Source organism: Rhizobium sp. UBA1881 (assembly GCF_002338015.1).
Taxonomy (GTDB): Bacteria; Pseudomonadota; Alphaproteobacteria; order Rhizobiales; family Rhizobiaceae; genus Rhizobium.
This window is the reverse complement of record NZ_DDHH01000078.1, coordinates 21,678-34,765: the sequence shown is the minus strand read 5'-3', so window position 1 is coordinate 34,765 and position 13,088 is coordinate 21,678. Positions and strand designations below refer to the sequence as shown.

At 62.2% G+C, this 13,088-nt stretch carries 11 protein-coding genes and 1 other RNA gene; 7 read left to right on the top strand and 5 right to left on the bottom strand.

What is annotated here, in order from left to right; all coding sequences use genetic code 11:
* Positions 1–88 precede the first annotated feature (88 nt).
* The gene (locus tag B3605_RS08995; RefSeq protein ID WP_296433546.1) at positions 89–1,501 is read left to right on the top strand and encodes an FAD-binding oxidoreductase; all 1,413 of its coding nucleotides are present in this window, start codon (positions 89–91) and stop codon (positions 1,499–1,501) included.
* 242 nt (positions 1,502–1,743) lie between these two features.
* Positions 1,744–5,496, top strand: a complete 3,753-nt coding sequence (locus B3605_RS08990; protein WP_112941882.1) for an AsmA-like C-terminal region-containing protein — start codon at positions 1,744–1,746, stop codon at positions 5,494–5,496.
* A 37-nt stretch (positions 5,497–5,533) separates the two neighbouring features.
* On the opposite strand, the gene B3605_RS08985 is transcribed toward B3605_RS08990, so the two are convergent.
* The 5 genes from B3605_RS08985 to ssrA all read right to left on the bottom strand — a co-directional run bounded on the left by B3605_RS08985 (position 5,534) and on the right by ssrA (position 7,646).
* Positions 5,534–6,040: a GrpB family protein gene (locus tag B3605_RS08985; RefSeq protein WP_112941881.1), complete on the bottom strand. Its 507-nt coding sequence runs from the start codon at positions 6,038–6,040 to the stop codon at positions 5,534–5,536.
* Positions 6,024–6,293: a ribbon-helix-helix domain-containing protein gene (locus B3605_RS08980; protein ID WP_112941880.1), complete on the bottom strand. Its 270-nt coding sequence runs from the start codon at positions 6,291–6,293 to the stop codon at positions 6,024–6,026. The genes B3605_RS08985 and B3605_RS08980 overlap by 17 nt, the downstream gene beginning before the upstream one ends.
* Before the next feature lie 79 nt (positions 6,294–6,372).
* On the bottom strand, positions 6,373–6,567 hold the full coding sequence (locus tag B3605_RS08975) for a DUF4169 family protein (protein WP_018900293.1): 195 nt from the start codon (positions 6,565–6,567) through the stop codon (positions 6,373–6,375).
* A 63-nt stretch (positions 6,568–6,630) separates the two neighbouring features.
* The gene (locus tag B3605_RS08970) at positions 6,631–7,149 is read right to left on the bottom strand and encodes an SspB family protein (RefSeq protein WP_018900294.1); all 519 of its coding nucleotides are present in this window, start codon (positions 7,147–7,149) and stop codon (positions 6,631–6,633) included.
* 127 nt (positions 7,150–7,276) lie between these two features.
* Positions 7,277–7,646: a transfer-messenger RNA gene (gene ssrA / locus B3605_RS08965) on the bottom strand.
* Between the two features lie 116 nt (positions 7,647–7,762).
* On the opposite strand from ssrA, the gene B3605_RS08960 reads away from it, so the two are divergent.
* The 5 genes from B3605_RS08960 (at position 7,763) to B3605_RS08940 (ending at position 13,066) form a co-directional block, all read left to right on the top strand.
* Positions 7,763–8,557: a thymidylate synthase gene (locus B3605_RS08960; RefSeq protein ID WP_018900295.1), complete on the top strand. Its 795-nt coding sequence runs from the start codon at positions 7,763–7,765 to the stop codon at positions 8,555–8,557.
* A gap of 12 nt (positions 8,558–8,569) precedes the next feature.
* On the top strand, positions 8,570–9,082 hold the full coding sequence (locus tag B3605_RS08955) for a dihydrofolate reductase (protein WP_112941794.1): 513 nt from the start codon (positions 8,570–8,572) through the stop codon (positions 9,080–9,082).
* Between the two features lie 154 nt (positions 9,083–9,236).
* Entirely contained in the window at positions 9,237–10,331 is a 1,095-nt protein-coding gene (hflK, locus tag B3605_RS08950) for an FtsH protease activity modulator HflK (RefSeq protein ID WP_112941793.1), read from the top strand.
* Positions 10,332–10,334: 3 nt separating this feature from the next.
* Positions 10,335–11,279 carry a protease modulator HflC gene (hflC, locus tag B3605_RS08945; protein ID WP_112941792.1) on the top strand — a complete coding sequence of 315 codons (945 nt, stop codon included), beginning with the start codon at positions 10,335–10,337 and terminating at the stop codon, positions 11,277–11,279.
* 197 nt (positions 11,280–11,476) lie between these two features.
* Entirely contained in the window at positions 11,477–13,066 is a 1,590-nt protein-coding gene (locus tag B3605_RS08940) for a DegQ family serine endoprotease (protein WP_112941791.1), read from the top strand.
* Positions 13,067–13,088: the final 22 nt, after the last annotated feature.

Sequence of the window (13,088 nt, the reverse complement as noted above, 5' to 3'; positions counted from 1 at the left end):
CGCTGCGGCTATTCTGCTACTAGACAGCCGCCATCTCTTGTCTCATACCAACGTGCCCTCGGGCAACGACGGTAAGGAGATCAAAGAGATGGCGCTCAAAGACGCAAAGGCCGGCACACGCAACGAGGCGGGTATCGCCAGCGTTCTCGGCATCCTGAAACAGAGCTTCGGCGAGCGCTTCCAGACCGGCCAGTCGTTTCGCGAGCAGCATGCGCACACGACCACCTACATTCCCTCGCAGCTGCCTGACGGCGTTCTCTTCGCCGAGAGCGCCGATGATGTGAAGGCGGTCGTGAAGGTCTGCGCCGAGCACAAGGTTCCTGTCATCGGCTTTGGTACCGGTTCGTCGCTGGAGGGGCAGGTCAATGCGCCGAATGGCGGCATTTCGATCGATTTCAGCCGGATGAACCGGGTGCTCGAGGTCAATATGGAAGACCTCGACTGCACCGTCGAGCCGGGCGTGACCCGCGAGGACCTCAACACCTATCTGCGCGACACCGGCCTGTTTTTCCCGATCGATCCGGGCGCCAACGCCTCGATCGGCGGCATGACGGCGACGCGGGCGTCGGGCACCAACGCGGTGCGCTACGGCACGATGAAGGACAACGTGCTTTCGGTGACCGCAGTCACCGCCAATGGCGAGGAAATCCGCACGGCGCGGCGCGCCCGCAAATCCTCCGCCGGCTATGACCTGACGCGGCTCTTCGTCGGCTCCGAGGGAACGCTCGGCATCCTGACGTCGGTGACGCTGCGGCTGCAGGGTATTCCGCAGAAGATCGGCGGCGGCGTCTGTGCGTTTCCGACGGTGCGTGCCGCCTGTGACGCGGTGATCATGACGATCCAGATGGGCGTGCCCGTCGCGCGCATCGAGCTTCTCGACGCCCTGCAGATCCGCGCCTGCAACGCCTATTCGAAGCTGAACTACGACGAGAAGCCGACGCTGTTCGTCGAGTTCCACGGCACCGACGAGACCGTTGCGCTGCAATCGGCGCAGTTCGGCGAGATCGCGGCGGAATGTGGCGGCGGCGAATTCGCCTGGACCGTCAACGCCGAGGAGCGCAGCAAGCTCTGGGAAGCCCGGCATGACGCCTATTGGGCCTCGCGGGCGCTGGCGCCGGAGATGGCGGCGCTCTCGACCGACGTCTGCGTGCCGATCTCGCGGCTGGCCGATTGCATCGGCGAGACGCAGGCCGATATCGAAGAGCATGGCTTGCTGGCGATGATCGTCGGCCATGCCGGCGACGGGAACTTTCACGTGCTACTCCTGTTCGATGACAAGACGGAGGAAGGGATCGCCGTTGCCGAGGGCTTCGTGGCGCGGCTCAACAAGCGGGCGCTTACGATGGACGGCACCTGCACTGGCGAGCACGGTATCGGCCAGGGCAAGATGGCGTTTCTCGAAGAAGAGCTTGGGGGCGCGGTCGATCTGATGCGCCAGGTCAAGCACGCGCTCGACCCGGATAACATCTTCAATCCGGGCAAGATTTTCCATTCTGCCTGAAAATCAACACTCTGTTTTGATCTTGGCTTGCTTGCGGCATGAATGCCGATAGGGATTGAGAACAGCGTAGCGAATCGGAGCGCCGCCGGTAAAGCGCGGGCGTAACAAGGAATTGCGCGGTTTGTTGCCTGAAAGCGGCTTCACACGCTTCGGGTTGATGATCTAGGGTCAAAACTCGATCGGGTTTCCTGATCGAGTTTGGCCTTGTGTCCGCGGTGTAGCCCGAATGGAGAATGATTGACTTGGTAGGCCGGTTTCTCGTCGTACTGGGTGGTGTGGTTGTCGTGGCGCTGTTCGTGGCGCTGTTCGCGCCTATGTTCATCGATTGGACCGGCTTCCGTCAGAATTTCGAGGATCAGGCCAGCCGTATCATCGGCAAGAAGGTCGTGGTTCACGGCGCGGTCGATGCGCGCCTTTTACCGTTCCCGTCTGTGACGATGCATGACGTGCGCGTTGGCCAGGAGCAGGACGGCTCGCCGATCGTGCAGGTCGAGCAGTTTTCCATGGATGCGGAACTGGCGCCGTTCCTCTCGGGCGAGGCGCTGATCTTCGACATGCGCGTGGTCAATCCCAAGGTCAAGCTGCGGCTCTTGAAGGACGGCACGCTCGACTGGACGCGCGGCAGCCAGCCCGAAATTCCCGCCAAGACGGTGGTTCTTGAGAACGTGCATGTCAGCGGCGGCGATGTTCAGTTCATCGACGACCAATCGGGCCGCACACGCCTCGTGACCGGGATCAACGCCGAGATGTCGGCGAAATCGCTGGCCGGGCCGTGGCGGATCGAGGGCGATGCGGCGCTCGACGGCGAGCACGGCAATTTCCTGATCTCCAGCAACCAGCTCGACGAAAACGGCGTTCTCAGGATGCGCACCCGGCTGCAGCCGGACAAGCATCCCGTCTCGGTCGATCTCGATGGCGAGCTGAAGCTCGTGGACCGCAAGCCCAATTACCAGGGCACGATGTCGGCGCAGATCGAGCGCACGGGCACGAACCAGGCCAAGGGCACCGACAAGACCCAGCCACCAAGGCTGAAGGGCAAGTTCGAGCTTACCAACGAGAGCATCCGCATCCCCGAATACCGCCTCGAGATCGGCGCGGTTGAAGACCCCTATGTGGTGACCGGCGAGGCGACGCTCGATACCGGCGTGAAGCCGCAGTTCCTGCTCACGGCCGATGGCCAGCAGATCGACGTCAATCGCATCGGCAACCAGGGCTCCGGCGGAAAGACCTCGCGCGATCCGAGCCTTTCCGCCAAGCAACGGCTGAATGCGCTGATCCAGATCGTCTCGCAGATCCCGGTGCCGCAGGTGCCCGGCAAGGCGAGTGTCAGGCTGCCGGCGATCGTGGCCGGCGATACCACCATTCGCGACGTGCAGCTCGATCTGGAGCCGGCCGGCAGCGGCTGGACGATCGACCATGCCTTCGGCACGCTGCCGGGGCGCACGCTGGTCGAAGGCAATGGTCAGCTGACGCTGCAAGGCCAGCCTTCCTTCAAGGGCGCCATCACCGTCGCCTCCAAGCAGCCGACCGGCCTTGCCTCGTGGCTCTCGGGTGATGTCGATCCGGCGATACGGTCGCTGCAGCAGGCCGGTTTTTCGGCGAATGTGAACCTCACGCATGAGCGGCAGACGTTCGACGATCTCGAGATCGCGGTTGGTCCCGCGACGCTGAAGGGCAGGCTCGACCGCCAGGCGGTGCCGAACCAGGCGCCGACGCTTGATGTCGCGCTTGCCGGCGATGCGCTCGATCTCGATGCACTCCGAGCGCTGACGGGTCTGTTCACCGGGCAGGATGCGGGCAATAACGTCCTCGACCATAAGATCAAGGCGCAGCTCAAGGCCGACAAGTTCACGGCGTTCGGTGTCGAGGCCGGCGATGTCGAGACGAGCTTCACGATCGCCGACGGGGCGCTCGGCGTGGACAAGCTTTCGGTGAAGAACCTGGCGGGCGCCGAGTTCACGGCGACCGGACGCGCCGAGGGATCGTTGCTCGACTACAAGGGTTCGGGCGAAATCACCTTCAAGGCGGCCGATCCCGGTCCGTTCTTCACGATGCTGAAGCAGAAACTGCCGCAGCACCCCGTCATGGACCGGCTGGTGCGCAATGCGGCCTGGTACACGAATACGGCGCTGCGTGGTGCGGTGACGCTCGGTAGTGATCAGGACAACGGGCTCTCGGTGACGCTGGCCGGTGTCGCCAATGGCAGCCGCGTGAACCTCGATTACCGCATGTCCGACCTTCTGGCGCTGACCGGCAAGGGCACGACGAGCCTCGAGGCGACGCTCGAGAACAATGTGACATCCGTGCTGTTTGGCCAAGCGGGACTTGATCCCTTGCCCGTCGATGCGGATGCCAACGGCCGCATGACGCTGAAGGTGCAGGCGGAGGGGACCGATCCCGCCGACGCCAATCTGACATTTGCCACGGACCGCACCTCGTTTACCGCCGCCGGCAAGGTCGATATCCGGCCGCAGAGCTTCATGAACGGGCAGCTGGCGCTGTCGCTGGAGAGCGCCGATCTCGACCCCTATCTGGTCATGAACGGTATCGGCGTGCCGCAGATGGGGACCGGCCTGCCGTTCAAGCTGACGACGACGGCGGCGATCGATGGCGACAAGGTCGCTTTCGGCAACATTGCCGGCCATGCGGCGGACAACGAGTTCACCGGCGCCATGACGCTGGATCGCAAGGCCGAGCGGACGACGGCCTCGGGCGATCTGGCCCTGACGAAGGCCGATGCCACCTGGCTTGGCGAAGCGGTCTACGGGCCGATGACCGATCCCGCGAACGGCAATCTGCTCGCGGCACCGCTCGGCATTCCCGTGTTCAAGGACATGGATGTCAACCTGAAGCTTAACGCCAAGCAGTTCTGGCTCGGCTGGTCGAACCCGATCACCGACTTCACCTCCAACGTTGCCTACAAGGGCGACGAACTGCAGCTGAACGACATGAAGGGGAACTGGGACGGCGGCACTGTTGATGCCAATGTGAAGTTCACCAATGCCGATGGAACCGGCTTCCTGCAGACCAAGCTTGCGCTTGCCGATGCCGATCTCGGCGGCGTGGTTTGGCAGCGGGACGGCGGTTCGCCTGTGGCCAGCGGCAAGTTCGGGCTGGCGTTGTCGATGGAAGCATCGGGCAAGTCGATGAAGGATATCGCAAGCTCGCTCAATGGATCCGGCGAGATGAAGCTGGGCGATACCAGTGTGCGTGGGCTCAATCTCGGCATGCTGGCGCCGCTTCTGTCGGCGACCGACCCAATGCAAGACCAGCTGAATGCTGGCAAGGTTCACCCGATCGTCGAGACGCTGCTTAACAACGGCGAGGCGAAGCTGCCGGCAACGGCGGTGCCGTTCAACGTCACGGATGGGGTGCTGAGGGTTCAGAACGTGACTGTCGCCACCGATCAGGCGACGCTCACAGGCAATGCGCAGATCGACCTGCCGCAGGAGCGGATCAACGCGTCGCTCGACATCAACCTTAATCCGATGGGCGAGGCGCTGACCGGCGCGGATCCTTCGATCCGGCTCGACTTCTCCGGTGTTCTCGGGTCGCCGGGCCGGGTGATGGATGTCACCGATATCACCGGCTACCTCTCTCTGCGCGCCTTCGAGCGCGAGCGTCGGCGGGTCGAGAAGTTGCAGTCTAACGTTCTCGAACAGCAGCGTCTGCGCCGCGAGGTGTCGCTCGCCAAGTTCAACGATCAGGAGCGCGAGAAGGCCGCCGCCATCGAGGCGCAGCGCAAGGCGGAAGAGGAGCGGCTGAGGCTGCTCGCGACACAGCAGGCCGAGCGCGACCAGGCGGCAGCAGCCGCCAAGGCCGAAGCTGAAGCCAAGGCGCAGGCGGAAGCCGCCGCGAAGGCCAAGGCGGAAGCGGATGCCAAGGCCGCGGCCGAGGCTGCGCGCCGGGCGCAGGAGCAACTGATCACGCCGCCGCAGAACTCGCTGAACTTCAATACGGTGCCGGGTTTGCCGGGCGTGCAGGTTCCGCAATAACGTTCTTGCGCGGCCGGTGTCGGCTGTCGGCGACGTCTCAGCGCTTGCGGGCGCGGGCGACGATGTCGTTGACGAAGGCGGCCTTGGCGGCGGTGTAGCCGTCGCCGTCATATTCGAACTCTTCCGCCAACTTGAGCTTCAGCGCCTGATAGTCGGCGGCGGCTTGCGGGTGGGTTGTCAGATAATCGCGAAACTGGATGCGCCGGTAGTGCGTGTCGTGGCCCTCGGGGCATAGATAGATCCGTTGCCGGGGTGTTGCGGTGCGCTTCATGAAGGCGAAGATGTCGGCGTCGTAGCGGTTGCCGCGCGGCTCGTAACCGGCGGCTTCCATCAGCGGGCAGGCGTCGATGACGTCGGCTGGAGTGGGCATTATCACATCGATATCGATCAGCGGCTTGGCGACCATCCCCGGGATGGAGGTGCTGCCGATGTGGTGGATATCGAGCACGCGATTGCCCAGCAGGGTTTTCAAGGCGGCGGCGATTTCGCGGAAGTGCGCCGGCCATGCCGCGTCATACGCGACGATCTCAACGCGCTCCGGCATCCGCCGCATCCCTGTTGTCGTGCTGGTTGTCCTGTGGCGCGGCGCCCGTCGATTTCAACCAGGCAAGCACGTGCAGGCGAAGCGCCGAAGACAGGTTGCTGTCGGCGTCCCTGTTGTCGTCGATTTCGGAGATCAGGCCGGCGAGCGGGATGGCGCGGGCGGTGGCGATGGCGGTGAGCTCGGTCCAGAACTCGTCTTCCAGCGACAGGCTGGTACGGTGGCCGTGCAGCGTGATCGAGTGCTTGCGGATCATTGCGCGTCGTGTTCGGAAAATGATTCCGCAAACGCATACAAGGGATTGATCGCGGAGTCTTTTTCGCGGTCGCGTGCGGTCATTCGGCGTCGTCGTTCTTGTCGATGCGGCCCTGGTCGTGCGCGCGCTCGGCCTTGTCGTTCAATGCCTTGGTGAGCTGCTTTTCCTGTTTGGTGCGGCCGAAGGAGATCCGGTTCTGCTCGGCCTGCTTCTCCTTGTCGGAGCGGGCCTGCTTCTTCTTGAACTGGCGGAGATTGACGATTTCGGCGCTCACGGGACACCTACAACATAAGAACAGGCGATATGAAAAAGGGAAGCGATTGCTTCCCTTTGGTTCTTACTGCTTCTTGCGGAAGGCGTCGAGAGAGACGACCGATCCGGCTTTCTTTTCGTCGCCGTCGGCGGGCTTTGCCGCCGCATCCTCGGTCTTTTCCGCCTTCTCGGGGGCGACCGGGTAGGCGGTGATCTCGGCTTCCGGCAGTTCGTCGCTGTCGGCCAGCGGCACGTCGAACTCGAGTTCGAAATTGACCGACGGATCGTAGAAGCCGCGGATGGCGTTGAAGGGGATGAAGAGCTTTTCGGGAACGTCGGAGAAGGAGAGGCCGATCTCGAAGCTCGATTCGGTGACCTTCATTTCCCAGAACTGGTGCTGGATGACGATGGTCATCTGCTCGGGATATTTGGACTTCAGGGCCTGCGAGATGCGAACGCCGGGAGCGCCGGTCAGAAAGGTGATGAAAAAGTGATGCTCGCCCGGCAGGCGGCCGGTTGCCGCAACTTCCGACAATACCTTGCGGATGACGCCGCGAAGCGCGTCCTGTGCCAGAATGTCGTACCGGATATGATCCTGCCCCATGCTTTCCCTGTCTTTCTTTCGTCCGTACGTCTGTTCCAAGCCTATATGCCATGCTCAAGCGGCTTGGAAAAGCCCGCAGCCGAGTCATGCTTTCGCAAATCATACATGATTTGAGCTTGGGGGAGAAGGTGAAGGCTTCTGTTGCCAGGTGCCTTCGGACCCCGCCTTAAGGTGCGAACCTTCAGGACTTAATTTGAAGTGTCACACCGCGATTAAGCAGCGAGACGAGCTTCCGCATAGTTGTCGTTTGCAACTACAATTTTAGCCCGATAACGGCGGTACAATGCCGAGCAAAAAGACGATCTTTACACCCTTGTCGATCCTGTTTCGCCCCCATCAAAAGCCGGCCATCTCTTTGTAAGGCCGCCGGTTTTTGGTGGAGGCGCCGGGTACCGCCCCCGGGTCCAATAGGCTTATTACACCGCTCATTTATCGCCATAGCCAATCCGAGGACTGGCAAGGCTGATATAGTGTTTTCCTGAGCGCATGGGAAGAGCCATCGTCACAAAAGCATCGTGGTCCTTCAAGGAATCACCGGGAAAAACACGGGGGCGTGATTGGTTTTGCCGGTCGATGGGCTTAAATATGGGAAAAATGGAATCGGCGGCGGGCGATGAAGCAATATCTCGATCTCTTGAACCACGTGATGGAAACCGGAACCGACCGCGGCGACCGGACCGGAACCGGCACGCGTTCTGTGTTCGGCTACCAGATGCGCTTCGATCTGCAGGAGGGCTTTCCCGTCCTCACGACCAAGAAGCTACACCTGCGCTCGATCATCCATGAACTCCTGTGGTTCCTGAAGGGCGATACCAATATCGCCTATCTCAAGGAGCATGGTGTCTCGATCTGGGACGAATGGGCCGACGAGAATGGCGATCTCGGCCCTGTCTATGGCGCGCAGTGGCGTTCCTGGCCGGCGCCCGATGGCGGGCATATCGACCAGATCGCCAATCTGGTGTCCGGCCTGATCAAGAACCCGAACTCGCGCCGCCATATCGTCTCGGCGTGGAATCCCGCCGAAGTCGACAACATGGCGCTGCCGCCGTGCCACTGCCTGTTCCAGTTCTATGTGGCCGACGGCAAGCTGTCGTGCCAACTCTATCAGCGTTCGGCGGACGTGTTTTTGGGCGTGCCATTCAATATCGCCTCCTACGCGCTGCTGACGATGATGATCGCGCAGGTGACCGGGCTGAAGCTTGGCGACTTCGTGCATACGCTCGGCGACACGCATATCTATCATAACCACTTCGAGCAGGCGAAGCTGCAGCTGACGCGCAAGCCGAAGCCGATGCCGTTCATGCGCATCAATCCCGAGGTGAAGGACATTTTCGGCTTCACCTACGAGGATTTCGAGCTGGTCGGCTACGAGGCCGATGCCAGCATCAAGGCGCCGATCGCGGTCTGATTAAGGGGTCTCATGTCCGATATCCGCAAGACGATCGTGGTCGCCGCTGCGCGCAACGGCATCATCGGCCGTGACGGCGACATGCCGTGGCGGCTCTCCACCGATCTGAAGCGGTTCAAGGCGCTGACAACAGGCAAACCCGTGATCATGGGGCGCAAGACCTATGATTCGATCGGCCGCCCGCTGCCGGGACGGCCGAACGTGGTGATCTCTCGATCCACGGTCATTGAACATCCTGACGTCAGCACCGTTGGCTCGCTCGACGAGGCTGTCGCCCTGGCCGAGAGGCTGGCGATGGAAGCCGGCGTGGACGAAATCTGCATTATCGGCGGCGGGCAAATCTACGGCCAGGCGATGGATATCGCCGATCGTCTCTGCGTGACGCATGTGGAGACCGATGTGGACGGCGATACGTCGTTTCCCGCGATCGATCCCGCCATATGGCGTGCCGGCGAGACCCTTGACGTGCCAGCGGGCGAGAAGGACAGCTACGCCACCCGCTACGTCGTTTATGACAGGCGCTGAGCGGCGAAAAGAAACTATTTTCCAATAAACATTGCCAAGTTCCTCATGCTGCGTTGAAAGCCGATGCAGCGATACCTATAACGGTTTCGAGCGCGAATATCCGTCGCCCCCGTGGGTTAAGCGATCGCAGAGTGTAACGAACAACGAGGTTTTGATGCCCTGGAGCAATCAGAATGGCGGCGGCGGCCCTTGGGGCGGCGGCGGCGGTGGAGGAAATAATCAGGGACCATGGGGGCAGGGGCCGAACCGTCCACGCGGCGGTGGTGGCGGCGGAAAGGGCGGACCGCCCGATCTGGAAGACATGATCCGCCGTGGTCAGGACCGGCTGCGCGGCGTCGTGCCCGGCGGGTTCAACACAGGCGTTCTCTTGATCGTCGCGGCTGTCATCGTGGCTTTCTGGCTTTTCCAGTGCATTTACATCGTCCAGCCGGACGAGCGTGGTGTGGAACTGCGTTTCGGTAATCCGAAGCAGGAAGTGGCCGCACCCGGCCTGCATTTCCACCTGTGGCCGATGGAAACGGTCGAAATCGTCAAGGTCACGGTCCAGCAGCAGAATATCGGCGCGACGTCGTCTTCTTCGTCGAACGGCCTGATGCTGTCGGGTGACCAGAACATCCTCAACGTCCAGTTCTCGGTGTTCTTCACCGTGACGGATCCGAAGGCCTATCTCTTCAACGTCGAGAACCCGGCCGAAACGCTGCAGCAGGTCGCCGAAAGCGCCATGCGCGAAGTCGTCGGCCGTCGTCCTGCGCAGGACGCGTTCCGCGACAATCGTCAGCCGATCGAAACTGAAGTGGCCGCCATCGTGCAGGGCACCATGGATCGCTACAAGAGCGGTATCTCGATCAACGCGATCACCATCCAGGACGTCGCGCCGCCGCGTGAAGTCGCCGATGCCTTCGAAGAAGTGCAGCGTGCCGACCAGGACAAGCAGCGTCTCGTCGAGGAAGCGAACCAGTATGCCAACCAGAAGCTCGGTCAGGCCCGCGGTGACGCGGCGCAGATCCGCGAAGCGGCTGCCGCATACAAGGATCGCGTCGTGAAGGAAGCGGAAGGTGAGGCGCAGCGCTTCACGTCCGTCAATGACGAATACACGAAGGCTCCCGAAGTGACCCGCAAGCGTTTGTTCCTGGAAACCATGGAACAGGTGCTGAAGAACTCCAAAAAGGTCATCATCGACGAGAAGCAGGGGGTCGTGCCCTATCTGCCGCTCAACGAAATCGGCAAACCGGCGCAGCAGGGAGGTTGATCCATGACGTCGAATAAACTTCCCATCTTTCTCGTCGTCTTCGCCGTGGTGCTCATGGTGCTCTACTCGTCGATCTTCGTGGTCAACGCGCGTGAGCAGGCGATCGTCGTTCGCTTCGGTCAGATCCAGTCGGTGAAGACCGAGCCCGGCATCTACTTCAAGCTGCCGTTCACCTTCATGGATGCCGATCGCGTCCAGATCGTCGAAAAGCAGGCGCTTCGCTTCGATCTCGACAACATCCGCGTGCAGGTTCGCGGCGGCGCGACATTCGATGTCGACGCCTTCGTGATCTATGACATCCGCGACGTTCGCCGCTTCCGCGAAACGGTATCGGGCGACCGCGAATCCGCCGAGGCACGTCTTCGCACGCAGCTCGATTCGTCTCTGCGCCGCGTCTACGGTCTGCGTGATTTCGATGCCGCTCTTTCCGAAGAGCGCGTGGCGATGATGCTCGAAGTGCGTGACGATCTGCACAAGGATGCCGAGGCGCTTGGCCTCAACATCCAGGACGTTCGCATTCGCCGTACGGATCTGACGCGCGAAGTCGCGCCGAAGACCTATGACCGCATGCGCGCCGAACGTCTTGCCGAAGCCGAACTCCTGCGTGCGCAGGGTGGCGAAGAAGGTCAGCGTCGCCGCGCCATCGCCGACAGACAGGTTGTCGAAATCACCGCCGAAGCGCAGCGTGATTCCGAAATCCTGCGCGGTGAAGGCGAAGCGGAACGCAGCAGGCTCTTCGCCGACGCGTTCAACAAGAACCCCGCGTTCTTCGAGTTCTACCGCTCGATGGCGGCCTACACCACGGCCATGTCCTCGCAGGACACGACGCTGGTGCTTTCGCCGGACACGGATTTCTTCCGCTACTTCAACAGCGCGACCGGCCAGCCCGGCCAGGTTCCGTCGGCGGCGCCAAGCCTGCCTGCGGTTCCGGCAGCACCGGCGAACTGATCGCCATCATCTGAAGTTCCATCGGGGCCGGCATCTTGCCGGCCCCTTTATTTTATGGGGATTTTGCCACCGCTGCGGGGCTTCGCGGGCGGCCCACGCAGATTGCACGGGATTTCGCGAAAAGGTGATTTCACCCTCCATCATTACGCCTTATGCTCATGGTCAGAGTGCGTTTTTGACACACATGAGGATGCTTGATGGCCCCCACGATCCGCCCGACCTTCAGACGATCGCTCGCGCTTCTGGCCGGGGCAGCAATGCTGGCTAATGTCGGCTTTGCCGGGGTTGTTCATGCACAGGCCACACCGCCGACCAATGGTCCGGCGTCGGTTGCCGATCTCGCCGAAGGACTGCTTGACGCGGTCGTCAACATCTCGACATCGCAGAACGTCAAGGACGACGAGGGGGCCGGTCCGGCACCGCGCGCTCCCGACGGATCGCCGTTCCAGGAGTTCTTCAATGACTTCTTCAACAAGCAGAAGGGCAAGCCCGGCGGCAACCACAATGTCAGCTCGCTCGGCTCCGGCTTCGTCATCGATCCGCAGGGCTTCATCGTCACCAACAACCACGTCATCGAAGGCGCCGACGATATCGAGGTGAATTTTGCCGACGGCAGCAAGCTCAAGGCCAAGCTGATCGGCACCGACACCAAGACAGACCTCTCGGTCCTGAAGGTCGAGCCGAAGGCGCCACTCAAGTTCGTCAAGTTCGGCGATTCCAGCGGCATGCGCATCGGCGACTGGGTGATGGCGATCGGGAACCCGTTCGGCTTTGGCGGTTCGGTCACCGTCGGCATCATCTCGGGACGCGGACGCAACATCAACGCCGGCCCGTACGACAACTTCATCCAGACGGATGCGGCGATCAACAAGGGCAATTCCGGCGGCCCGCTCTTCAACATGAAGGGTGAGGTTATCGGCATCAACACGGCGATCATCTCGCCGAGCGGCGGTTCGATCGGCATCGGCTTCTCGGTGCCTTCGGAGTTGGCCGCCGGTGTCGTGCAGCAGCTGCGCGAATTCGGCGAGACGCGTCGCGGCTGGCTCGGCGTGCGCATCCAGCCTGTGACCGACGACGTGGCGGACAGCCTGGGTCTCTCGAGCGCGAGAGGAGCTCTGGTTGCTGGTGTCATCAAGGGCGGCCCTGTCGACGACGGCTCGGTCAAGGCCGGCGACGTCATCCTGAAATTCGACGGCAAGGCCGTCAACGAGATGCGCGACCTGCCGCGCGTGGTGGCGGAAAGCCCCGTCGGCAAGGCGGTCGATGTCGTGGTGCTGCGCGATGGCAAGGAGCAGACCGTCAAGGTCACGCTCGGTCGTCTCGAAGACAGCGACCAGGCGGCGGCGGACAGTTCCGACAGCAACGGTGGCGTGATCAACCCGGATCCGCAGGAAAACCAGGACATGGATGAGCCTGACAGTGATCAGGCCCAGCCTATGCCCGACGGCAAGGGCAAGCCCGCGCAGCCGGCGCCTGAGGTCGGTGATGCGAAGGATGTGCTCGGCCTGTCGCTATCGGCGCTCAATGCGGATAATCGCAAGAGCTTCGGCATCGCCGAGAGCGTCGATGGCGTTCTCGTCTCCGAGGTCAAGCCGGGCTCGCTTGCGGCCGAAAAGGGCCTGAAGGCCGGCGATGTGATCGTCGAAGTGGCGCAGGAATTCATGCGCTCACCAGATACCGTCGTCGCCAAGGTGCAGTCGCTGAAGCAGGAAGGTCGGCGCAACGCGCAGATGATGATCGCCTCGGCAAACGGCGACCTGCGGTTTGTTGCCGTGCCGATGGAGTAGGGCTGCGTCAGCCGCTGCGCTT

What these genes read in the sequence shown, in the direction of transcription:
- B3605_RS08995 (WP_296433546.1), top strand. Translation starts at nt 89, where the DNA reads ATGGCGCTCAAAGACGCAAAGGCCGGCACACGCAACGAGGCGGGTATC.
- B3605_RS08985 (WP_112941881.1), bottom strand. Translation starts at nt 6,040, where the DNA reads ATGCCGGAGCGCGTTGAGATCGTCGCGTATGACGCGGCATGGCCGGCG.
- B3605_RS08980 (WP_112941880.1), bottom strand. Translation starts at nt 6,293, where the DNA reads ATGATCCGCAAGCACTCGATCACGCTGCACGGCCACCGTACCAGCCTG.
- B3605_RS08970 (WP_018900294.1), bottom strand. Translation starts at nt 7,149, where the DNA reads ATGGGGCAGGATCATATCCGGTACGACATTCTGGCACAGGACGCGCTT.
- B3605_RS08960 (WP_018900295.1), top strand. Translation starts at nt 7,763, where the DNA reads ATGAAGCAATATCTCGATCTCTTGAACCACGTGATGGAAACCGGAACC.
- B3605_RS08955 (WP_112941794.1), top strand. Translation starts at nt 8,570, where the DNA reads ATGTCCGATATCCGCAAGACGATCGTGGTCGCCGCTGCGCGCAACGGC.
- hflK (WP_112941793.1), top strand. Translation starts at nt 9,237, where the DNA reads ATGCCCTGGAGCAATCAGAATGGCGGCGGCGGCCCTTGGGGCGGCGGC.
- hflC (WP_112941792.1), top strand. Translation starts at nt 10,335, where the DNA reads ATGACGTCGAATAAACTTCCCATCTTTCTCGTCGTCTTCGCCGTGGTG.
- B3605_RS08940 (WP_112941791.1), top strand. Translation starts at nt 11,477, where the DNA reads ATGGCCCCCACGATCCGCCCGACCTTCAGACGATCGCTCGCGCTTCTG.